20 protein-coding genes are annotated in these 22061 nt (G+C 43.5%); 19 read left to right on the top strand and 1 reads right to left on the bottom strand.

The window, feature by feature from the left end; translation table 11 throughout:
* The first annotated feature begins 3 nt into the window (after positions 1 to 3).
* The 18 genes from spoIIIAG to QNI08_RS18435 all read left to right on the top strand — a co-directional run bounded on the left by spoIIIAG (position 4) and on the right by QNI08_RS18435 (position 19342).
* Complete coding sequence (gene spoIIIAG, locus QNI08_RS18520) at positions 4 to 672, top strand: stage III sporulation protein AG (RefSeq protein WP_285768877.1); 669 nt, start codon at positions 4 to 6, stop codon at positions 670 to 672.
* Between the two features lie 14 nt (positions 673 to 686).
* On the top strand, positions 687 to 1292 hold the full coding sequence (locus QNI08_RS18515; RefSeq protein WP_285768876.1) for a SpoIIIAH-like family protein: 606 nt from the start codon (positions 687 to 689) through the stop codon (positions 1290 to 1292).
* Between the two features lie 579 nt (positions 1293 to 1871).
* Complete coding sequence (gene accB / locus QNI08_RS18510) at positions 1872 to 2360, top strand: acetyl-CoA carboxylase biotin carboxyl carrier protein (protein ID WP_285768875.1); 489 nt, start codon at positions 1872 to 1874, stop codon at positions 2358 to 2360.
* Positions 2361 to 2374: 14 nt separating this feature from the next.
* Positions 2375 to 3727 (top strand): acetyl-CoA carboxylase biotin carboxylase subunit, encoded by a 1353-nt coding sequence (gene accC, locus QNI08_RS18505; protein ID WP_285768874.1) that lies wholly within the window; start codon positions 2375 to 2377, stop codon positions 3725 to 3727.
* Positions 3728 to 3764: 37 nt separating this feature from the next.
* A complete protein-coding gene (locus tag QNI08_RS18500) occupies positions 3765 to 4169 on the top strand; it encodes an Asp23/Gls24 family envelope stress response protein (RefSeq protein WP_483313796.1) in 405 nt (134 codons plus the stop codon).
* Between the two features lie 431 nt (positions 4170 to 4600).
* Positions 4601 to 4993, top strand: coding sequence for a transcription antitermination factor NusB (gene nusB / locus QNI08_RS18495; RefSeq protein ID WP_285768872.1), 393 nt, complete (start codon positions 4601 to 4603; stop codon positions 4991 to 4993).
* 69 nt (positions 4994 to 5062) lie between these two features.
* Entirely contained in the window at positions 5063 to 5938 is an 876-nt protein-coding gene (gene folD, locus QNI08_RS18490) for a bifunctional methylenetetrahydrofolate dehydrogenase/methenyltetrahydrofolate cyclohydrolase FolD (protein ID WP_285768871.1), read from the top strand.
* A gap of 150 nt (positions 5939 to 6088) precedes the next feature.
* On the top strand, positions 6089 to 7441 hold the full coding sequence (xseA, locus tag QNI08_RS18485) for an exodeoxyribonuclease VII large subunit (RefSeq protein WP_285768870.1): 1353 nt from the start codon (positions 6089 to 6091) through the stop codon (positions 7439 to 7441).
* Entirely contained in the window at positions 7438 to 7671 is a 234-nt protein-coding gene (locus QNI08_RS18480; RefSeq protein WP_061144404.1) for an exodeoxyribonuclease VII small subunit, read from the top strand. The genes xseA and QNI08_RS18480 overlap by 4 nt, the downstream gene beginning before the upstream one ends.
* 1 nt (position 7672) lies before the next feature.
* Complete coding sequence (locus tag QNI08_RS18475) at positions 7673 to 8566, top strand: polyprenyl synthetase family protein (protein ID WP_285768869.1); 894 nt, start codon at positions 7673 to 7675, stop codon at positions 8564 to 8566.
* A gap of 236 nt (positions 8567 to 8802) precedes the next feature.
* The gene (gene dxs, locus QNI08_RS18470; RefSeq protein ID WP_285768868.1) at positions 8803 to 10695 is read left to right on the top strand and encodes a 1-deoxy-D-xylulose-5-phosphate synthase; all 1893 of its coding nucleotides are present in this window, start codon (positions 8803 to 8805) and stop codon (positions 10693 to 10695) included.
* Positions 10696 to 10699: 4 nt separating this feature from the next.
* On the top strand, positions 10700 to 11527 hold the full coding sequence (locus QNI08_RS18465; RefSeq protein WP_285768867.1) for a TlyA family RNA methyltransferase: 828 nt from the start codon (positions 10700 to 10702) through the stop codon (positions 11525 to 11527).
* Between the two features lie 310 nt (positions 11528 to 11837).
* Positions 11838 to 12287, top strand: coding sequence for a transcriptional regulator AhrC/ArgR (gene ahrC / locus QNI08_RS18460; protein ID WP_061144401.1), 450 nt, complete (start codon positions 11838 to 11840; stop codon positions 12285 to 12287).
* 22 nt (positions 12288 to 12309) lie between these two features.
* Positions 12310 to 14025: a DNA repair protein RecN gene (recN, locus tag QNI08_RS18455; protein ID WP_285768866.1), complete on the top strand. Its 1716-nt coding sequence runs from the start codon at positions 12310 to 12312 to the stop codon at positions 14023 to 14025.
* Positions 14026 to 14195: 170 nt separating this feature from the next.
* Positions 14196 to 15488, top strand: coding sequence for a SpoIVB peptidase (spoIVB, locus tag QNI08_RS18450; RefSeq protein ID WP_285768865.1), 1293 nt, complete (start codon positions 14196 to 14198; stop codon positions 15486 to 15488).
* Between the two features lie 330 nt (positions 15489 to 15818).
* Positions 15819 to 16610: a sporulation transcription factor Spo0A gene (spo0A, locus tag QNI08_RS18445; protein ID WP_034308269.1), complete on the top strand. Its 792-nt coding sequence runs from the start codon at positions 15819 to 15821 to the stop codon at positions 16608 to 16610.
* A gap of 331 nt (positions 16611 to 16941) precedes the next feature.
* Complete coding sequence (locus QNI08_RS18440; protein WP_285768864.1) at positions 16942 to 18519, top strand: flagellar assembly protein A; 1578 nt, start codon at positions 16942 to 16944, stop codon at positions 18517 to 18519.
* 88 nt (positions 18520 to 18607) lie between these two features.
* A complete protein-coding gene (locus tag QNI08_RS18435; protein ID WP_285768863.1) occupies positions 18608 to 19342 on the top strand; it encodes a glycerophosphodiester phosphodiesterase in 735 nt (244 codons plus the stop codon).
* Between the two features lie 38 nt (positions 19343 to 19380).
* Here QNI08_RS18435 and QNI08_RS18430 read toward each other — a convergent pair whose 3' ends face one another.
* A complete protein-coding gene (locus QNI08_RS18430) occupies positions 19381 to 19617 on the bottom strand; it encodes a DUF2627 domain-containing protein (RefSeq protein ID WP_285768862.1) in 237 nt (78 codons plus the stop codon).
* A gap of 205 nt (positions 19618 to 19822) precedes the next feature.
* Between QNI08_RS18430 and QNI08_RS18425 the strand changes: the two genes are divergently transcribed.
* Positions 19823 to 21880, top strand: coding sequence for a sigma 54-interacting transcriptional regulator (locus QNI08_RS18425; RefSeq protein ID WP_285768861.1), 2058 nt, complete (start codon positions 19823 to 19825; stop codon positions 21878 to 21880).
* The last annotated feature ends 181 nt before the right edge of the window (positions 21881 to 22061 follow it).

Genomic DNA, 22061 nt, shown 5'->3' with positions numbered 1-22061 from the left:
GTATTGAACAAAGACAAAGGTCCATTATCCTGGCTGCAAAAACTATTGAATAAGGACCCTGACAAAAAAGAGCCCAATGAAAAAAAGCCTTCCCTGTATGTTTATGCTTTGATCGTCGTCCTTTTGGGGGCGGGGATCATGATGGCCGGCAATCTGTTAACCACCAACCAGACGGGACAAACATCCGACGTGAAGTCGGTATTCAATAACAAGCAAGAAGAAAAGGATGATGTTGAAACATTCGGACAGAAAAATCAATCCGAATTCAAGAACACGAAGGATTATGAAATATACCTTCAAAATGAAATGAAGGAAGCGCTGGAATCGATTACGGGGGTCAAGGATGTAAAAGTCGTGATTTATGTGGATGCATCCGAGAAAAAAGTATATGAAAGAAATAAAGTCACCCAAAAGCAGATCACCGAAGAAACCGATCAGGAAGGCGGTAAAAGGACCGTCGAGGATACATCGGTGGATGAACAACTCGTTTTAGTCAAAAGCGGTGAAAAAGAGGGGCCAATCATTTCCGAAACAAAGAAACCGAGTGTAAGGGGAGTATTGGTAGTCGCTAAAGGAGCCGAGAACATCCAAATAAAAAAGTGGATCATCGAGGCTGTCACACGATCGCTTGACGTACCGAGTCACAGGGTTTCGGTCATGCCTAAAAAATAAGGGGGAATAGTAACATGTTATTAAAAAAGCAAACGGTTTGGTTGTTGACAATGCTAAGTCTGGTCGTTGTCCTTTCGGTCTATTATTTAACCGCTCCAGAAGAAAATGCTTCCGATATGACGGCGTCGGAGCAGACGGACAAGGCAGAAAATAAGGCGGAAAACAAAGCGGAAAATAAAACGGACAGTAAAGCTGATACAAAAGGTGAAAGCAAAGGGAATAAAGAAACGTCCAAAAATGCTGAAGGATCTTCCGTAACGATTGCCTCAGGCGATGAGTTCGAATCATTGAGGATGCAAATTGAGGATGAACGAGCGAAGCTGAATGAAGAATTGACTGAAAAGATGGGCAACACAGAACTATCCGCTGAAGAAAGAGACGAAGCGTATGCGAAAATCGAACAATTGAGTGAAACAAAGGTAAAAGAAAATATCATTGAAAACTTGATTGTGGCCATGGATTATAATGCTGCGCTGGTTCGCGTTGATGGAACGGACGTAAAGGTGAGTGTCAAAGCTGATAAGCAAACAAAAACAGAAGCCAATAACATTATCCGCCTGGTCCGGAAAGAAGTGAGCGATGCACAAAATGTAGTGGTGGATTTCCAACCTGAAAAATGATCCATAGTCAGATAAAAGGTCTGATACACAACAGCTCTAGAGTTTGAAGGTCTCCCTTTTTAATAAAGGGATCTTTTTTTTTGCCTTTTTTCAAACGTAAATTTTGGAGGAAAAGCTTTTTTAGGCCAATTGATGATGGTAAATCAAATAGGTAGGAAGAAATTACTTTTCTAGAAAAGTAATAGAAAGGGATGTTGCATCTGCTTCTGAAAGATTATTGCTGAATTATTAAAGGAAAAGCCAACGAAACCAAGGGTAAAGAATTCACAATAGTATAATAAAGGTGTAGAATGGAGGGGCGGGTATCAAGTTGCAACTAATCTATCATTGAATTTGTATAAGCTAATATTGTATGATGTTAGAAGCTGGTCATAAACTTTTCAATTCTTTAAAGGAAACAATATTTTGGGAAAGTGAAATTCCTGTTATAAAACAGGAAGAGGACATTCGTTTCCGGGTGAAGGACCAATTACATCTTGCAGAATTGGACAAGATAGAGATAAGCTAAGAGTAAAAGGGTATTACATAAAATATTATTGCCTCACAAACTCATATTAAATTAGACAAGGGGTGCACAAAATGAAAGTGCAAGAAATTCGTGAAATCATCAAGCTAGTTGATCAATCCAATATCACTGAATTCGTTTATGAAAATGAAGGTACGAAAATTAAGTTGAAGAAAACTGAAACGGTTACAGCCATCCAGCCAGCAGCGTCTCCTGATGTCGTTCAAGCCAATGCAGCCGCCGAGGTCCTACCTGCTGCCCCTGCAGTAGCAAAATCCGTTGAACCGGAAGCACCGGCAGCAGCCGTCTCAGAACGGGAAAACTTACATAAAATCACGTCTCCTATGGTAGGGACATTTTATCAATCGCCTGCACCGGATTCCCCGGCATATGTAAAAGCGGGTGATAAAGTATCAGCGGATTCGATAGTCTGTATCGTCGAGGCCATGAAACTATTCAATGAAATCGAAGCTGAAATCAGCGGTGAAATCGTAGAAGTCCTTGTAAAGGAAGGGCAACTTGTAGAATATGGTCAACCATTATTTTTAGTGAAGCCTGAATGAGGAGCTGTTTCTAAATGATTAAAAAGGTATTAATTGCCAATCGCGGGGAAATTGCTGTCCGGATCATCCGGGCATGCAAGGAACTGGGAATTGAGACTGTAGCGGTTTATTCAGAAGCCGACAAAGAAGCCTTACACGTCCAGATTGCCGATGAAGCGTATTGCATCGGTCCCAAACTATCAAAAGACAGTTATTTAAATACGACGAACATCATCAGTACTGCCAAGAAAACGGGAGCCGATGCGATTCACCCCGGATATGGCTTCCTTGCTGAGAATGCTAATTTTGCTGAGCTTTGCCGTGAATGCAATATCATATTCATCGGTCCTAGCCCTGAAGCGATCAATAAAATGGGAACAAAGGACGTAGCGAGGGAAACCATGCGCGAAGCTGGCGTACCAATCGTCCCAGGTTCCAAAGGCATCATAAAAGATACCGATGATGGAGTGGCCCTTGCCAATGAAATGGGTTATCCGGTCATCATCAAAGCCACTGCCGGCGGCGGCGGTAAAGGGATCAGGGTTGCAAGGACCGAAGAAGATCTCATCAAGGGCATAAACATCACGCAACAGGAAGCCGCGACGGCTTTCGGCAACCCGGGTGTTTATATTGAAAAATTCATTGAGGACTTCCGGCATGTAGAAATTCAAGTCATGGCCGATAACCATGGAAATGCCATCCATTTAGGCGAGCGTGACTGCTCGATTCAACGGCGCTTGCAAAAGCTGGTTGAAGAAACCCCTTCTCCTGCACTGGATGGTGAAATCCGTGCGGAAATGGGGCAGGCTGCGGTAACGGCTGCTCTTGCGGTCAATTATTCAGGAGCCGGTACAGTCGAATTTATTTATGACTATGTGAATAGAAAATACTACTTTATGGAAATGAATACACGTATCCAGGTTGAACACCCGGTCACGGAAATGGTGACAGGAGTCGATTTGATTAAAGAACAGATCAAGGTCGCTTCAGGTGATAAACTATCCCTATCCCAAGAGGATGTAACGTTTAACGGCTGGTCCATCGAATGCCGGATCAACGCCGAAAACCCGGAAAAGAATTTCATGCCTTCTGCAGGGAAAATACACATGTATTTACCTCCAGGCGGGTATGGGGTAAGGGTGGACTCGGCAGCATACCCAGGTTACTCGATACCGCCATACTATGATTCCATGATTGCTAAATTGATTGTCCATGCACCGACCAGAGATGAAGCGATTGAGAAGATGAAGCGCGCTTTAGGTGAGTTCGTCATTGAAGGAATTAATACAACCATTCCTTTCCATATTAAGTTACTTCAGCATGAACAATTCGTATCCGGAGAATTTAATACCAAATTCCTTGAAATATATGATGTAATGAACTCATAATGTAAAGGAAGACAGGAGGTGCTTTTGAATGAGTGAAATGGAAGGCCAATTACTCGAAATGAATGATTTTAATAGTGGACTGGGCAAAGTGGAGATTGCACCTGAAGTGATAGAGGTAATTGCGGGTATCGCTGCATCGGAAGTTGAAGGTGTAGCACATATGCGTGGGAATTTCGCTACTGGTGTAGTTGAAAAGCTTGGTAAAAAGAACCACGGTAAGGGTGTTAAAGTTGACTTGACGGGAGAAGCGATCAAAGTCGAACTTTACTGCGTCATGAAATTTGGTGTCTCAATTCCGAAAGTTGCCCAAGAAGTACAAGACAACATTCGTGAAGCCTTGTTGAACATGACTGCCATCGATGCTGGTGAAGTGAACATCCATGTTGTTGGCATAGCATTTGAAAACGCGAAACAAGAAGCGGATTACGAACAAGAAGTGTAAGTGGCACCATTCGATTCACACCTGCAGGAACCCGGCAAAAAGCCGGGTTTTTGTTTTGTGATTTTGTTCCATGATTACTTGCATCCAGAAAGTCGAGCTAAACTGATAAAATTTCGGTAAATGAACATAATAAGGCGGTGTCTGGAAGTTTCCCTTTAATTCAAGGGTGATTTCTGTTAGAGTGTAAAAGGTGAAATATGAGCATGAAAGCCAGGGCATGCACTTTTTTTCAATTTTAAACAGGATGGGGCCGCGTTTTTCTTACTGAAAAATGGTCGGTCGATTATACCTTTTCCCCTTTGGATTTATGGATTTTAACTAAATTACGGTAAAATACGCTGTAAATCTTAATATTTTTGGAAAAATGTTATTTAATGTTCGTTTGTTCTGGCGTTTTCATATATAATAGTAGATGTTAAAGGAGTAAGATTATGAAAAGAAGAGTAGCCCGTGAAAAATCCCTTCAAGCACTATATCAGATGGATATTGCTAAGTCGAATGCCGAAGAAGCAATGGAAAGCGTATTGAATGGCGCTCCTACTGATGAATATTTCAAGAAATTAGTCATGGGGATTACGGAAAATCGAGAACAGCTTGATGGAATGATCAGGGACAATTTAGAGAACTGGACGTTGGAAAGATTGGCGAACATTGATCGGAATTTACTGCGAATCGCGATTTATGAAATGGTTCACAGTGAAGATGTGCCTGTAAGTGTCGCAATGAATGAGGCTATTGAAATTGCTAAGAAATTCGGTGATGATCAATCCAGCAGCTTTGTGAATGCCGTTTTATCCAAAGTGAAGGTGAAAAGCGAACGCTAAGGCGACATTCTAAAGCCATGAATCTCCCGGCAATTTCTTTAGCAAAATTAACTTGGGAGGAATATACACATGTCAGCTCAAATCATTAATGGTAAAGAAATTGCAGAGGCAGTAAGACAGGAAATCAGCAAGGAAGTTCAACAATTAAGTGAAAAACATATTGTCCCGGGGTTGGCTGTCATTCTCGTCGGTGATAATCAAGCCTCACAGACCTATGTCCGCAATAAGCAAAAAGCCTGTGAGGATTTGGGCATGCATTCTTTATTAATCAAAAAGCCAGCCGATTTATCTCAGGAGGAATTAATGCAGAGCATTGATGAACTGAACGAGGATGCAAGCATCCATGGCATATTGGTGCAGCTGCCATTGCCAGCGCATATTTCCGAAAAGGCGATCATCGAAGCGATTTCACCGGAAAAGGATGTTGATGGGTTCCATCCGATTAACATTGGGCGGATGATGACTGGTCAGGATGCCTTCTTACCTTGTACGCCATATGGAATCATGGTGATGCTTGACCATATCGGTTATGAGCTTGAAGGCAAGCATGTTGTCATAGTCGGTAGAAGCAATATCGTCGGAAAACCCGCGGGACAATTGTTTCTAAATGCAAACGCAACCGTTACATACTGTCATTCAAAGACAAAGGATCTTGCTTATTTCACCAAGCAAGCTGATGTGGTCGTGGCAGCTGTCGGAAAGCGGGATACGATCACAAGCGACCATATTAAAGAAGGTGCCGTCGTCATAGATGTCGGGATGAACAGGAATGATGAAGGAAAGCTCTGCGGTGATGTGGCGTTTGATGATGTGAAAAATAAGGCGTCTTACATTACCCCTGTTCCCAAAGGCGTCGGTCCCATGACGATTACCATGCTTATGAAGAATACGGTCAAATCTGCTCAAAAAACAGTCGGACAGAGAAAATCAGCACTAAAAAGCTGAAAAAAGCGTTAAATCATTTTAAGAAGCGGACCTCTTGTTTTATAATAACGGGAGACCGCTTTTTTACATTGATAAATTTTAATGACATATTACGTGTAACCTATAGGTGGGCTTTCTTTATATCCGATTTCCGTCGGAAGGAGACATGATATGGACAACCAGCAATATTTGAGCGTGTCGGCATTGACGAAGTACATTAAAAGGAAGTTTGATGCCGACCCACATTTACAAAATGTATACATAAAAGGTGAGATTTCAAATTTTAAACAACATACGAGCGGACATATGTATTTTACGCTCAAGGACGATAAGGCACGCCTCCTATCCGTTATGTTTGCCGCTAATTCCAAGGGGATGAAGTTCGTCCCCGAAAGTGGGATGAAGGTACTTGTAAAAGGCGATATTTCTTTATATGAAGCGAGCGGACAGTACCAGCTTTATGTGAAAAGCATGGCCCCGGACGGTGTGGGCGAATTGTACCTAGCTTATGAGCAATTGAAGAGAAAGCTTGAATCGGCAGGATTATTTTCGGCCGAACATAAGAAAAAGATACCCCAGTATCCTAAATCGGTAGGTGTCATAACCTCTCCGACCGGGGCTGCTTTGAGAGATATCCTGACTACCATCAAGCGACGGTATCCCATTGCACGGATCATCGTGTACCCGGCACTTGTCCAAGGGAATAATGCCGCTAAATCCATTGCCAAAGCGATCACAATGGCTAACGCCCGGGCGGAAAGTGATGTTCTCATAGTCGGGAGGGGCGGCGGGTCAATCGAGGAGCTCTGGGCTTTCAATGAAGAAATCGTGGCTGAATCGATTTATGATTCCGATATCCCGATCATTTCCGCAGTGGGACATGAAACGGATTTTACGATTGCTGATTTTGTCGCTGATATGCGGGCGCCGACACCGACCGGGGCAGCCGAGCTAGCGGTCCCGCATTTAAATGAAATACTCGAGCGCCTAATGAACCGCAAGAATCGCTTGACCCGCTCAATTAGGGAGGCGGTGAATTTCGAACGCACCAAATTGACGAGGATGGAGCGATCCTATGCTTTCCGTTATCCCCATAAAATGTACGAACAAAAGCTTGAACAGCTTGATAGGACGAAGGATAGGCTTTTGAAAACAAGTACCCGGTACTTCATGAAAAAGAGAGACGGGCTAAACCAGGTGAACGAAATCCTTAAGAAGCAGCATCCTGAACAAGCGGTGAAAAATGCCCGGCAAGAATTGCATCAGCGTGAAAAGGCAATACGGAGGGCGATGGAAGCGATCTATCGGCATAAATCGCAGCAGTTCATTCATATGACGGCCACCTTGTCTGCCCTCAGCCCGTTGAAAATCATGGAGCGTGGCTATGGATTGGTTTTTGCTGGAGATGAGACGCTCGTGAAAAGCGCGCAGCAGGTATCCGTTGGGGAAAAGATAGCCGTTTCCATAAAGGATGGCACCCTTGAGTGTGAAATTAAAGATATAAAGGAGCGAATTGAACCATGACCAAGAAGCAGGAAGCTACATTCGAAGAGGCGATGGAGAATCTCGAAAAAATCGTGGAACAGCTTGAAGAGGGCGATGTGCCTCTTGAAGAAGCCATCTCCATATATAAGCAAGGAATGGATTTATCCCGACTTTGTCATACGAAGCTCAAGGCTGTTGAAGATCAGCTGACCCAAATTTTACGTGAAGACGGGGAACTTGAAAATTTCGTTGTCCAGGAGGAAGAATAACATGGGTACAACAACCTTTGAGCTTTTTTCTAAAGAATATAAAGCGATCATCGAAACGGAAATCATTGAGTACGTAAAAAAACTTCAGGCTCCGGCTGTGGTGAAAGAAGCGATGGCCTATTCACTTGAAGCGGGAGGAAAAAGAATTCGTCCATTATTGGTTTTTGCCGTGTTGGAGGCATTCGGGGAAAACTTGAGGAGGGGCATAGCGGCTGCTTCTGCGATTGAAATGATCCATACCTATTCTTTGATCCACGATGACCTTCCCGCGATGGATGATGATGATCTTCGCCGCGGAAAACCGACAAACCATAAAGTATTCGGTGAAGCAGTAGCAGTCCTAGCCGGTGATGCCTTGCTTACATATAGCTTCCAGTTGATCTCGGGCATGAGCGAACCAGGGGTGACGGCTGAAATGAAGCTGGCCCTTGTTGACGAAATTGCCAAGTCTGCCGGAGTCGAGGGGATGGTTGGCGGTCAAGTCGCCGATATGGAAGGAGAGGGTAAGCAACTGACCATCCAGGAACTGGAGTATATCCATGAACATAAAACTGGCAAGCTGCTAACGGCAAGTGTCATCTCCGGGGCCATATTATCCGGTGCGAATGAAGAACAGCTTCAGCACTTGCGCAATTTCAGCTATCACCTTGGACTTGCTTTTCAAATTCGGGATGATATTCTGGATATTGAAGGGTCAGTCGAGTTGATCGGCAAGCCCGTTGGCAGTGACGAGGGGAACCATAAAAGCACATATCCTTCACTGCTTACGCTGCAAGGGGCGAAGGATAAGCTCGAACATCACATCGGCCTTGCCCACGCCTCTTTAAGTAAAACGGCCCTGGAAACCGGTTTGTTGAATGAACTGACCGATTTAATAGCAAACCGTGATCATTGATTGTGGCTAAATTTGTTATCAATTGAAGTTTTATGGTATACTCATTGTGCAAAAAACTGTGAAAATCAATAATTGAGTTACGTGATAAAATAGGTATATCAAGCCGCCGAAATCACCTGGGTGTTGGCGGCTATTTTTAACTTAAAACAATTTTTCGGTCAAGTCTTCGATATAGACCTCTTGATGAGGCTTTGTTTTGCTTCCAACCGAAAATGACGGAAAGTGAGTGGTCCTATTTGGATCTTCTATCTATAAAAGACCCTTCTTTTTTGAAGAAGATGAATAATGAAGAACTAGTCGAGCTAAGTGTGGATATCCGGAAATTCCTTGTAGAAAAACTATCGGTCACCGGCGGGCATATCGGCCCCAATTTAGGTGTAGTGGAATTGACCATTGCCTTGCATAAAGAGTTTGACAGTCCCAATGATAAAATCCTGTGGGATGTCGGGCATCAATCCTATGTCCACAAAATCCTGACAGGCAGGGCTGGAGAGTTCGATAGCTTAAAGAAATACAAAGGGCTATGCGGGTTTCCTAAAATGATTGAAAGTCCCCATGATGTATGGGAAACCGGCCACAGTTCAACTTCTCTTTCGGCTGCGATGGGAATGGCTGCTGCCCGTGATATCAAAGGTGAAAAAAGTTTCATACTACCTGTTATCGGGGATGGAGCCCTGACCGGCGGTATGGCACTTGAAGCCTTGAATCATATCGGTGACGAAAAAAAGGACATGATCGTCATTCTTAATGACAATGAAATGTCGATCGCCCCTAACGTTGGCGCCTTGCATACCATATTGGGAAGATTGCGGACAGCAGGGAAATATAATTGGGCAAAAGATGAGTTGGAGCTGCTGTTGAAAAAAATTCCTGCCGTCGGAGGAAAGCTGGCTGCTACCGCTGAACGCTTGAAAGATAGTATGAAGTATTTGTTGGTTTCAGGAATTTTCTTCGAGGAACTCGGCTTCACATATCTTGGCCCCGTGGATGGCCATAATTATGAAGAACTTTTGGAGAATTTAAGGTATGCCAAGAAAACGAAAGGTCCGGTACTGCTGCATGTCATCACGAAGAAGGGCAAGGGCTACTCCCCAGCCGAATTGGACACGACAGGTAATTGGCATGGGACAGGTCCGTACAAGATCGATACTGGTGATTTCGTCAAATCGCCTAGTAAAGGTCCTGCGTGGAGCGCCCTTGTGAGTGATACCGTCAGCAGGCTCGCCCGAGAAGACGAACGCATTGTCGCCATAACACCTGCTATGCCGGTCGGCTCGAAATTGGTTGGATTTGCTCAGGAATTCCCGGAGCGTTTCTATGATGTAGGGATTGCCGAGCAGCATGCTGCCACTTTTGCAGCCGGCTTGGCTACGCAAAACATGAAACCATTCCTGGCCATTTATTCGACCTTTCTCCAAAGGGCCTATGACCAAGTGGTCCATGATATTTGCCGCCAGAATCTGAACGTATTCATTGGTATCGATCGTGCCGGGCTGGTCGGCTCAGATGGCGAGACGCATCAAGGCGTTTTCGATATAGCATTTCTGCGCCACGTCCCGAATATGGTATTGATGATGCCGAAGGATGAAAACGAAGGTCAGCATATGGTCAATACGGCCATAAACTATGACGATGGTCCGATCGCTATGCGCTTCCCACGCGGAAACGGGTGGGGCGTTGCGATGGACACCGAATTGAAGCAGATACCAATCGGTTCATGGGAAGTGCTGAAAGAAGGAACGGATGCAGCCATCTTAACATTCGGCACAACGATTCCGATGGCCCTTGAGGCCGCAGAACGGCTGGAGAAAGAGGATTATTCGGTTAAGGTGATCAATGCCAGGTTCATTAAGCCTTTGGATGAGAAACTGCTCAGCAGCCTCCTTGGTGAAAAAATGCCGATCCTGACGATAGAAGAAGCCGTACTGCAGGGCGGCTTTGGAAGTTCTGTACTGGAATATGCACACGATCAAGGCTTTTATGGGGCCATCATCGATCGGATGGGCATCCCGGATTATTTCATTGAACATGGGAGTGTCGATCAATTGCTAGAAGAAATCGGGTTGACGACGGAAACTGCCATTAAAAAGATTAAAATGATAACACCCAAAAAAGAAAAAAGGGCCTGACACTATGAAAGTAATGAAAGAACGAGTAGATGTACTGCTTGTAGAACAAGGCTTGGCCGATACACGTGAAAAAGCTAAGCGGATGGTCATGGCCGGTCTTGTCTACGCGAATGAAGAGAGGTATGAAAAACCGGGGGAAAAGGTGCCCGTCCATCTCGAATTCACGATTAAAGGAAAAGTCATGCCTTATGTTTCAAGGGGCGGGCTGAAGCTGGAGAAAGCATTAAATGAATTTGACTTGCAAATGGATGGAAAGATCCTCCTTGACATCGGATCATCAACTGGCGGGTTCACCGATTGCGCTTTGCAAAAAGGTGCGTCAATGTCTTATGCACTGGATGTCGGATACAATCAACTTGCTTGGAAGCTAAGGCAGGATGAGCGGGTAAAAGTGATGGAGCGGACCAATTTCCGCTATGTTACACCAGCCGATTTGGATGGGGAAATGCCTAATTTTGCAAGCATCGATGTCTCCTTCATCTCGCTAACGTTAATTTTACCTGTGTTAAAGACCCTGCTTGTTCCTGGCAGTGATGTCGTTGCCTTGGTGAAGCCGCAATTCGAAGCCGGAAAGGACCAAGTGGGCAAAAAGGGGATCGTCCGTGATCCGAAAATCCACATGCAAGTGCTGGATAAAATCATTTCTTTCGCAAAAAAAGAAGGCTACGATATTTTGGATGCCTCCTTTTCCCCGATTACCGGAGGCGATGGAAATATTGAATTTCTCCTCCATTTACATTGGCAAGGAACGAAGGAAGACGGGGAAATTAAGCTAGCGAAATCGGTTGATAAAATCGTCTCGGAAGCACATGCCCAGTTCAAAAAAGAATAGCTGGAACTTTAGAGGGCTCCTTTGGCTGAATGGTTGGCTAAAGGAGCTTTTTATCTTCTGGGGAAGGATTTTTAGGAGCCTTGGTAAGCATTGCGACAAATAATGAAAGCGCAACACATGCGATTTAGAGAAAAAGTTGTACAATTGCATAATAATCCGCTACCATTAATATTAACCACGGGCAAGAGCAGCCCTTTCAGGCACGCAGCAATCATTGAGAAGCGATACTGAATCGGCAGCTTTAACATGATATGACAGTGATGCCCATGCTCATTACATGAACAACAGTTGAGAAGAGGTGCTTCTGCTTATGAATAAAGGACAACGACATATAAAAATAAGGGACATTATCACCAATAACGACATCGAAACTCAAGATGAGTTGGTGGAAGAGCTGAAATTGGCTGGATACAACGTGACCCAGGCCACGGTATCAAGGGATATCAAGGAGCTCCATCTTGTAAAGGTCCCGCTGACGGATGGAAGGTATAAATACAGCCTGCCCGCCGATCAACGGTTTAACCCACTTCAAAAATTAAAGAGAATCCTCGTTGATGCTTTTGTTCGCATCGATGCAGCGAACAATTTACTCGTCATGAAGATGCTTCCAGGTAATGCCCAGGCAATCTGTGCGTTGATTGATAACTTAAATTGGCAAGAAATACTCGGAACGATCGGCGGCGATGATACGTGTTTGATCATTTGCCGTTCTGAGGAAGATGCAAAGATCATTTCCGGCAAATTCTTGGACATGCTCTAATAATTTTGTGAGGTGACCTCGTTTGTTAACAGAACTATCGATAAGGAATTTTGCGATCATAGACAGCTTGTCCGTTTCGTTCGAGAAAGGCTTGACGGTATTGACCGGTGAAACAGGGGCAGGTAAATCAATCATCATAGATGCTGTCCATCTATTAGTTGGGGGGCGCGGTTCTTCGGAGTTTATTCGTCACGGAGAATCTAAGGCGGAAATAGAAGGGCTATTTCAAATAGATGATGAAAAACATCCGGTCTTTGCCAAGGCTGAAGAATTCGGCTTGGACATGAATGATGGGATGGCCATTCTTCGACGAGACATCTCTCTCAGCGGAAAAAGCGTGTGCCGTGTAAATGGAAAGCTGGTAACTATTGCCATTTTACGCGAGATAGGTCGGACGCTGATCGATATCCATGGCCAGCATGAACATCAGGAATTAATGGATGAACGACTCCATCTGCCGCTGCTTGATCAATTCGGCGGTGAAAAAATTGCTTCTGCACTTACGGAATACCAAAAGCTATATAAACGTTATGAATCCGCTTCAAAGCAATTGAATGATTTAAGTCAAAATGAGCAGCAAATGGTTCATCGCCTTGATTTGATCCAATTTCAACTCGATGAAATCCAAAACGCCGACTTGAAACTTCAGGAAGATGAAGAATTGATGGAAGAGCGGAAGAAAATCAATAATTTTGAGAAAATCCATGAAGCGCTGCAAACGAGCTATAATGCATTAAACGGTGAGCAGCAAGCAATTGATTGGCTGTCGGTGGCCATGAATAACATGGAAGAAGCTGCAGGGCTCGATGAAGGGTTAAAGGCAAGCTCTGAGATCGTCTCCAATAGTTACTTCCTCCTTGAGGAAGCCGTGTCGAACATCCGGGATCAACTGGATTCCTTGGATTATGATACGGAACGTGTTGAATTCATTGAGGGACGGCTTAATGAAATAAATCAATTGAAGCGTAAATACGGACGGTCCATCGAGGAAATTCTTGAATATGGCGCAGGCATCGAAGAGGAAGTCGAAAAACTGCTTAATAGGGAAACGCATATAGCGAAGCTCGAAAAGGAAATGAAATCGATTAAGGCTGATTTGATTGTCGAAGCAAAGAACTTGTCTGAATTACGTCAGGCATTCGCTCAACAGCTTACAAAAAAAATCCATCAGGAATTAAAAGATTTATACATGGAAAAAACAATTTTTGAACCCCACTTCCATCAAACTGCTTATACGTTCGATGAATTGTCAGATAAGGGAATAAATCAATCCGGGCTGGATTCCATGGAATTTTATATATCAACCAATCCAGGGGAACCATTGAAGCCCCTTTCCAAAATCGCCTCAGGTGGTGAGCTGTCGCGTATCATGCTGGCGCTGAAAAGTATTTTTTCCAAGCATCAAGGGATTACCTCCATCATATTCGATGAAGTCGACACGGGTGTCAGCGGACGTGTTGCCCAGTCCATTGCCGAGAAGATTTATAAAGTGGCAACGGGATCACAGGTGTTGTGCATATCTCATTTGCCGCAGGTTGCCGCTATGGCGGATACCCATTTATTCATTGCGAAAAATGTCAGGGGGGGACGTACGAATACTTCGGTTAAGCCTTTGATTGAAACGGAAAAAATAAAAGAAATCGGCAGGATGATTTCAGGTGTCGAGATTACGGACTTGACGAAGCAGCATGCCAATGAGTTAATACAGCTGGCAAAAAGGCTGAAGATCACTTCTTGAGCGGCGCGTAAGAAGATTATGAACATTTTTTTAACTTATCATGAGCATTCATTGTAAAGCTATCCAAAAACGGATAGCTTTTATTTTTTGCTCCTGTTATAAATGATTGTCATGAGGGCTAAATTAAAGGTGTAGCCATAAAGTTTCAGAGAGCGAGGAGAGTGAATGGATTGAAATTTATATGGATAAACAGAATCATCGGTGGAATTCTCCTTGTTTCGCTATTAACATTAGGGTTATACCAGCCATCTCGTGAATATTTTTTGATTCCAAATCATCTTGTACTATTTGAAGGAAGTCAATATAGTATTTCCAAGTCATTGCCTGTTTCTGCAAAAACTTCGGGATCCAGTGACGGGATTTCGCTTCATGATGAGCAAGCTTCAATTACACTTGGTGCAGAGAAGCCAGGTACGAATGAAGTGTTACTTGATGTGGCAGGGCTGCCTGCCAAAAAGGTCGACATTCGGGTGTTGAAGGACTTTAAAGTCATGCCTGGAGGCCAATCCATCGGGGTGAAACTGAATACTCTTGGTGTACTCGTTGTAGGTCATCATCTTATTGATACTGCGCAGGGGAAAAAATCACCAGGAGAAAAAGCGAAAATTGAAATCGGTGATATTATTACAGAAATCAATGGTCAGACGATAAAAAAGATGGGGGATGTAACCCCTTTTGTTCAGCAGGCAGGTGAAAAGGGAGAAGCGTTGAAACTAGTCATCAATCGTGATAACGAAGTACTTCATAGCACCCTTTTACCTTTGAAAGATAAGAATGAAGGAACATACAAATTGGGTTTATATATCCGTGATTCGGCAGCCGGCATTGGAACGATGACCTTTTATCACCCGGATTCAAAAAAATATGGGGCATTGGGACATGTGATATCCGATATGGATACGAAAAAACCGATTGTTGTCAAAGATGGACAAATTGTTCAATCGACGGTCACTTCCATTGAAAAGGGAAGCAATGGAGATCCTGGAGAAAAATTGGCACGCTTTTCTTCCAATAAAGAAAAAATAGGTAATATCAATCGCAACAGTCCCTTTGGGATTTTTGGAAAATTAAATCAAGATTTCAAAAATGGGATTAATGACAAAGCTCTGCCCATCACCCTTTCCCATGAGGTAAAGGAAGGGCCAGCAAAAATCTTGACTGTGGTGGATGGATCTAAAGTAGAAGAATTCGATGTGGAAATCGTCAGTTCCATTCCGCAAAAGTTTCCTGCCATCAAAGGAATGGTCTTGAAAGTGACAGACAAAGAATTGCTCCAAAAAACGGGTGGGATCGTTCAAGGAATGAGCGGCAGTCCTATCATACAAAATGGGAAATTAATCGGTGCAGTTACCCATGTATTTGTAAATGATCCAACAAGTGGGTATGGAGTCCATATCGAATGGATGTTAAACGAAGCCGGTATCAATATATATGACAAAGATAATTATGAAAAGGCAAGTTGAAGACCGGGTATCCCTTAGGATGCCCTTTTTTTTTGAAGGCGGAGTGAATCGTGAAGGCGCGCCTTAGGTTTTACTGCAGTATTATGTAAAAAGTAGAGGTTTTTTTCAAACGATGTGATAAAATGATAACAATGTGAAGATTTTTCGACAAACGATTTAACCGAATAGCAAACGAAGTCGAAAACGAGAGATATCGGGAGAATAATATTGAATTCCTTATATTTTTTCAAAAATAAAAGGAATTTAGTTTCCATTGTCGAAAAGTTCAATTACAATAGAATTTAGTCATATAGAAAAAAAGACCAATTGTAGTTGAGGAGGAAATCAAGCGTGAAAAAAATTAAGGTATGCGTTGTAGATGATAATAGAGAACTTGTTGGCCTTCTGGAAGAATACATTTCTGCACAGGAAGACATGGAGGTAATCGGGGTAGCCCATAACGGACAAGATTGCCTGGGGATGCTTGAAAGCGTCGATCCCGATATATTGATCCTCGATATTATCATGCCTCATTTAGATGGGTTGGGTGTATTGGAAAAGCTTCGTGAAGTAAAACGGGGTGCCATGCCTAACGTAATTATGCTTACTGCCTTTGGTCAAGAAGATGTCACGAAAAAAGCAGTTGATTTGGGCGCGTCTTACTTCATTCTGAAGCCTTTTGATATGGAGAACCTGGCCAATCATATTCGTCAGGTGAGCGGTAAAGGGCAGGCGGTCTTGAAAAATCATAGTCAGTTCAGCTATCGTCCCCAAAATGAATCCAAGCCCAAGAATCTGGACGCCAGCATTACAAGCATTATCCATGAGATTGGTGTGCCTGCACATATTAAGGGTTATTTGTATTTAAGGGAAGCCATATCGATGGTGTACAACGATATCGAACTGTTGGGTTCGATCACCAAAGTGTTGTATCCAGATATCGCAAAAAAATACAATACAACCGCCAGCCGTGTTGAAAGAGCCATCCGTCATGCGATTGAAGTGGCCTGGAGCCGAGGCAATATCGAATCCATTTCATCTCTATTCGGTTATACGGTCAGCATGACCAAGGCAAAACCTACAAATTCCGAATTCATTGCAATGGTTGCCGATAAGCTCCGTCTTGAACATAAAGCATCTTGACAGGACACACGGGATGTTATTAGCTTCGATCGTTTCCTTCGATTAGATAAAGGCTAGAGCCGCTAAAGATAAATATTCCCCCTTGCTGGTGGCACGGGAAAGAAAGAAGTTGCTTGTGCCTTCGCCCTTTTAGGCAACTTCTAGTAGGCTAAAAATTAAACGCCTTTTATTTATTGGATTTTGCAGGAAGAATCCAATAAATAAAAGGCGTTTTTGTTTGTTTAATTATCAGAATTATTAGTTAAATAGAAAATGTTCCTATTTTATCATTTCTCTTAATTTTTAGATTATAATCATAGGTATATATAAGTATCAGATGGGAAGGGTGTACATGATCTTTGAAAAAAATGAGCATTTTGTATTAGAAGCGGAATCCGGAATGGTGTATATCACCGTTTTACTTAAAGGCTTTTCCATACTGAATCTGAACCCCATTCTGCAAACGTTCCCACAAATCATACTGGAGCACGTAAAAGACTTAAAACAAGCGCTGATGGAGGCTAACGGAGAAAAAATTCCGGTCGGGCGGCTGAAGCCCATTATTGAATTGGACATCGCTCAGGATAAAATGTCCGCACATGTAAAACTAAATTGTTCAGAAGCCCATCTTAAAGGAAATTATTCCGCCATTGTGGGAGATATTCTCGAAAGCCTTCAAAAGGAAAATATTTCAGAGGGAATATTGATGGAGGTTCTGCAAAACGAGCTGACCACCAAAAATCAAATGATCATTGCGGTGGGGAAGGAACCAGTTCATGGAAGGGATGCCGTTGTCACCTATTTTAAACGTTCAAAGCGTAAACCGGCTGTCAGGGAAGATGGTAAAGCTGATTATTATGATATGAGTTTTCTTGATGAGGTGAAGAGGGGCGATTGGCTTGGCGAAAGGATTGCGCCTACCTCAGGAGAAATGGGACGGATGATTACAGGAGAGCTCGCGCTTCCTAGAAAAGGAAGCGATAAAAAATTGCGCTATGACAAAAAAACGATCGCGGCATATGAGGAAGAGGGAAAGATCATCCTTCGGGCATTGATGGACGGGGTAGTGGAATTCAGGGATGGGAAGATTGCGGTGGGTGCCCACTTATCGATTGATGGAGATGTAGGAATTGAAACCGGCAATATCGAATTTGATGGAAGCGTCACGGTTAAAGGAACGGTCGTGGACCATTTTTCGGTTACAGCTACGAAAGATATCTCCATACTTAGTGAGCTCGGCATAAGCAATGTCAAGGAGATCCAATCAGTAGAGGGTGACGTATTCATTAAAGGAGGCATATTCGGTAAAGGACTATCGAAGGTCTCGGCAGGAAGGAATATTTTTGTGAAGCACGCCAACGAATGCCACTTGAACGCAGGGGAAAATATACATATAGGATCATATTCGCTAGGCAGCTTCCTTAAAGCGAAGAATATTTTCACGGATGAAAAAAAGGGGAAGCTGATCGGCGGCGTAGTAGAAGCGGAAGGAAAGGTGAGGGCGGCAGTGATAGGTAACCGTTTGCAACGGAAAACGATCATAAACGTGAAGGGGTTTAACCGTAAGTTGATCAAGGAAGAATTGAATCAGACCTTACTTTTATATAAATCAAAGATTGAACAGCTGGAAGCATTAAAGGAAAAGTTCGAAGTCTACGATGCGTTTCCTGATGAATTGACTGAAGAGCAGCAATTTCAATATGAACAAACAAGGAAGGGGATGGAGAGGCTGCTGGCGCAAATTTTTCAAATAGATGGGAAACGGAAATCGTTCATGGATATGCTTGAATCGAAAGGGGAAGGTGAAATCACGATTAATCGAATGGCCTTTCCGGATACACGCTTGCAAATCAAAAGTCTGGAAAAGATATTGAATGATATGACGAAAGGGACCTTCTATGCAGAAAATAATCAGCTGTATTTTGACTGAACTCCGTTGAAGGCTGGATATTGGTAAATATTTTCGCTTTGCTTTTCATAAATTGGTATATGACGGTTTATGGGAGGTGTGAATCAATATGACCTTAATCTTCGCCCATCGAGGCTCGGCAGGCACACATCCGGAAAATACGATGTCTGCGTTCAATGAAGCGGCACGTGTCGGAGCGGAGGGAATCGAAACCGATGTTCAACTTTCGAAGGATGGCGCAGTGGTCATCATCCATGACGAGAAGCTGGACCGAACGACGAATGCATCGGGGTATGTGAAGGACCGTACATTGCAGGAGTTGAAAACCTTCCATGCATCCTTTGGTTTCAAGGGTAAATGGGGGAAAGAAAAAATACCTACGCTTGAGGAATTATTGATATGGCTAAACCGCAATCAAATGTGGTGCAACATTGAATTGAAAAACACGTTTTTCCTGTATCCAGGCTTGGAGGAGAAGGTCATACAACTCGTTCGTGCTTACAAGATGGAGGAAAGGATCATTATTTCTTCCTTCAATCATTATAGTTTGGTCAACTGCCACCAATTGGCGCCCGAAGTGCAAACCGCGCCTCTTTATCGTGATGGCCTGTACATGCCTTGGGTTTATGCCAAGGCAATCGGCGCTAGCGCCATCCATCCAAGCATTCGTGCAGCCCCCGATATCATCATTCAAGCATGCTTGAGGATGGGCATGCCTGTCAGGCCCTACACCATCAATAAGACAGACGAAATGAAGCGATTATTCGAATTGGGCTGCAGTGCCATCATTACCGATTATCCTAAAGAAGCGATACGCGTCAGAAAAGGACTCCAAGTGAACTAAAGAAAAAGGTGCCATTTCGTGGCACCTCTTCTCACGGATTAAAACTTATTGAACCGGCTTTGGACCTTGTTTTGTTTGCGATCGCGATGAAGGATGAACCCTGCAATGAAGGCAATTCCGCCAATCGTAATCATTAAGCCGATCAAGAATTGCACCCAAAGGAGCGGAAAAGGGGGCTGCAAAATGCCGAAGACCATGTCCCTCATTATTTTTATGCCATAAGCGGCAAATGCCCCGGGAATAAAAAGAATCAAAAAAGCGATCAAGCGTTTCATGCGGTCAAATCCCTTCCGATAATTCCGTCTTAAAAAAATGATAAAGGATATAAAATATTTGTCAAGTTTCGGGAAAATAGAAAAGGACTGGAAGCGAAATGGCTGTTTGTTTTTCAGTGGTTGTCAATATGCTAAAATGAGGGAGTAAGAAAGCGATTGCAGATATATTTTCTTAAAAGAGATGAAATCGGAAGGGAGATGGCCCATGCAAAAGGTCATGATAGTAGGAGGGGGAGTCGGGGGGACAACCGTGCTGAGACTCCTTTCTGAAAGTGAGGTATTCTCGATTGTTTGTATGGCGGATACGAATGAATCAGCAGAAGGGATGCTTGCTGCAAAAGAACGAGGGATTCCTACAGTGACTAGCTGGAGCAGGGGGCTGCATGGGAATCTGGATATCATCGTCGATACCACGGGTGATCCATCTGTTTATAAAGAGATCAAAAGGGAGATGGGCGATCAAACAATTCTCATTCCTGGAAGCGTTGCTCACATCATGTCCAAGCTATTCGAAGAAAAAAATCGGTTAATCAATAAATTGGAGAACGCTTCGGCGAAGATGGACTTGATCCTTAATACGACGAGCGAAGGAATGGTGGTGATCGATCAAGATGGATCGATCGTCATGTTCAATGATAGTGCCGAACGGGCAGCGAACATGAAACGCAAGAATGTGATTGGCAGGCAGATTAAAGATCTCGTTCCTTCAACGGGATTATTGCGTGTAATGGAAACGAATCGAAAAGAAGTGAATCAGCCAATCATCCTTGAAAATGGATTGGAGCTGATTGCAACAAGAATCCCTCTTGTGAATGCCGATCGTGAAGTCATCGGTGCTTTTTCCATGTTCAGGAATAAGACGGAAGCGGTACAATTGGCCGAGCAAATCACCGATTTAAAAGAAGTTCAGACGATGCTGCAAGCGATCATCCAATCCAGTGATGAAGCCATTTCAGTCGTTGATGAGCAAGGCAGGGGCCTTTTGATTAATCCTGCATATACAAGGATCACTGGCTTGACAAAGACCGAAGTGATTGGAAAGCCTGCCTCCATTGACATTTATGAGGGTGAAAGCATGCATATGAAAGTGCTCCAGACAAAAAAGCCTGTAAGGGGAGTCAATATGCGGGTCGGCCCGAAGCATAAGGAGGTCATCGTGAATGTCGCTCCGATCATTGTCGATGGACACCTCAAAGGAAGTGTGGGCGTCATTCATGACGTATCGGAAATCCAAAATCTTACACATGAATTGAACCGGGCACGACAGATTATCAGGACGCTTCAGGCCAAATATTCCTTTGATGATATTATAGGAGCTTCGGAAGAGATGAAGCTCCCTGTCGAACAGGCGAAATTATCGGCAAGGACCCCGGCGACTGTCTTATTGAGGGGGGAATCGGGGACGGGCAAGGAGCTGTTTGCCCATGCCATCCATAATGCGAGCGATCGCAAATTCAATAAATTCGTTCGCGTCAACTGTGCAGCCATCTCGGATTCATTGCTTGAAAGTGAACTGTTCGGGTATGAGGAGGGAGCCTTTACAGGGGCAAACAGGGGCGGAAAGGTCGGTTTTTTTGAAGAGGCCAATCAAGGGAGTATCTTTTTGGACGAAGTTGGCGAACTGCCAGCCAACATTCAGGCTAAATTACTTCGGGTTCTTCAAGAACGGGAAATCACCAGGGTAGGCGGAACCAAGCCGATCGCCATCAATGTCAGGGTCATAGCTGCCACGAATATTAATCTTGAAAAGGCGATAGCCAACGGATCTTTCAGGGAAGACTTATATTTCAGGCTAAACCGCATGCCCATTTTCATCGCTCCTCTGCGGAAGCGAAAGGAAGATTTACGGGAACTTGCGGAACATTTAATTCATAAAATCAATCAGGAGTATGGCAGGAGCATAGAAGGAATCACTGCTGCTGCCATAGGGAAGATGCAAGACTATGACTGGCCAGGGAATGTAAGGGAACTGGAAAATATTTTGGGACGGGCGATCATTTTCATGAAATTGAATGAAACAATCATTGATACCCAGCATATTCCCGATTTTATTGAAACGATATCTTTAAAACATGATAAAGAGGTGCCGATGCCCCCTGTTTACGTATCAGGTAAAACGCTCTCGGAGATAATAGACCAGTATGAAGCTGAAATCATTGAGCAAGCGGTACATACCTATAATGGAAATAAAACCCTTACGGCAAAAGCGCTTGGGATTTCAGTCAGAAATCTATATTATAAAATGGAAAAACTAAAACTCTGAAAAATATTGCATGCAAAATATTGCGCAGTGTGCAAATAGTTGCGTATAATTTTCTGATTTATTTTAATTTAAGTAAGAATTCACTTGGAGCATGAAATTTTTTTAATTTTGGTATAGGCTATAATTGGTTAACTTTTCAGCAAGTATCCCCAATATGTCTTGAACGGGTCTTTTGGCATCC

Origin of the sequence: Peribacillus folii, assembly GCF_030271255.1 — a bacterium.
GTDB lineage: Bacteria > Bacillota > Bacilli > Bacillales > DSM-1321 > Peribacillus.
Note: the sequence above shows the minus strand (reverse complement) of the source record. Positions and strands in the feature narration are given on the sequence as shown.

What these genes read in the sequence shown, in the direction of transcription:
- QNI08_RS18500 (WP_483313796.1), top strand. Translation starts at nt 3,765, where the DNA reads ATGGAAGGCCAATTACTCGAAATGAATGATTTTAATAGTGGACTGGGC.
- ahrC (WP_061144401.1), top strand. Translation starts at nt 11,838, where the DNA reads ATGAATAAAGGACAACGACATATAAAAATAAGGGACATTATCACCAAT.
- xseA (WP_285768870.1), top strand. Translation starts at nt 6,089, where the DNA reads ATGGACAACCAGCAATATTTGAGCGTGTCGGCATTGACGAAGTACATT.
- QNI08_RS18430 (WP_285768862.1), bottom strand. Translation starts at nt 19,617, where the DNA reads ATGAAACGCTTGATCGCTTTTTTGATTCTTTTTATTCCCGGGGCATTT.
- QNI08_RS18515 (WP_285768876.1), top strand. Translation starts at nt 687, where the DNA reads ATGTTATTAAAAAAGCAAACGGTTTGGTTGTTGACAATGCTAAGTCTG.
- nusB (WP_285768872.1), top strand. Translation starts at nt 4,601, where the DNA reads ATGAAAAGAAGAGTAGCCCGTGAAAAATCCCTTCAAGCACTATATCAG.
- accB (WP_285768875.1), top strand. Translation starts at nt 1,872, where the DNA reads ATGAAAGTGCAAGAAATTCGTGAAATCATCAAGCTAGTTGATCAATCC.
- QNI08_RS18465 (WP_285768867.1), top strand. Translation starts at nt 10,700, where the DNA reads ATGAAAGTAATGAAAGAACGAGTAGATGTACTGCTTGTAGAACAAGGC.
- QNI08_RS18475 (WP_285768869.1), top strand. Translation starts at nt 7,673, where the DNA reads ATGGGTACAACAACCTTTGAGCTTTTTTCTAAAGAATATAAAGCGATC.
- QNI08_RS18435 (WP_285768863.1), top strand. Translation starts at nt 18,608, where the DNA reads ATGACCTTAATCTTCGCCCATCGAGGCTCGGCAGGCACACATCCGGAA.
- QNI08_RS18440 (WP_285768864.1), top strand. Translation starts at nt 16,942, where the DNA reads ATGATCTTTGAAAAAAATGAGCATTTTGTATTAGAAGCGGAATCCGGA.
- QNI08_RS18425 (WP_285768861.1), top strand. Translation starts at nt 19,823, where the DNA reads ATGCAAAAGGTCATGATAGTAGGAGGGGGAGTCGGGGGGACAACCGTG.
- accC (WP_285768874.1), top strand. Translation starts at nt 2,375, where the DNA reads ATGATTAAAAAGGTATTAATTGCCAATCGCGGGGAAATTGCTGTCCGG.
- folD (WP_285768871.1), top strand. Translation starts at nt 5,063, where the DNA reads ATGTCAGCTCAAATCATTAATGGTAAAGAAATTGCAGAGGCAGTAAGA.
- QNI08_RS18480 (WP_061144404.1), top strand. Translation starts at nt 7,438, where the DNA reads ATGACCAAGAAGCAGGAAGCTACATTCGAAGAGGCGATGGAGAATCTC.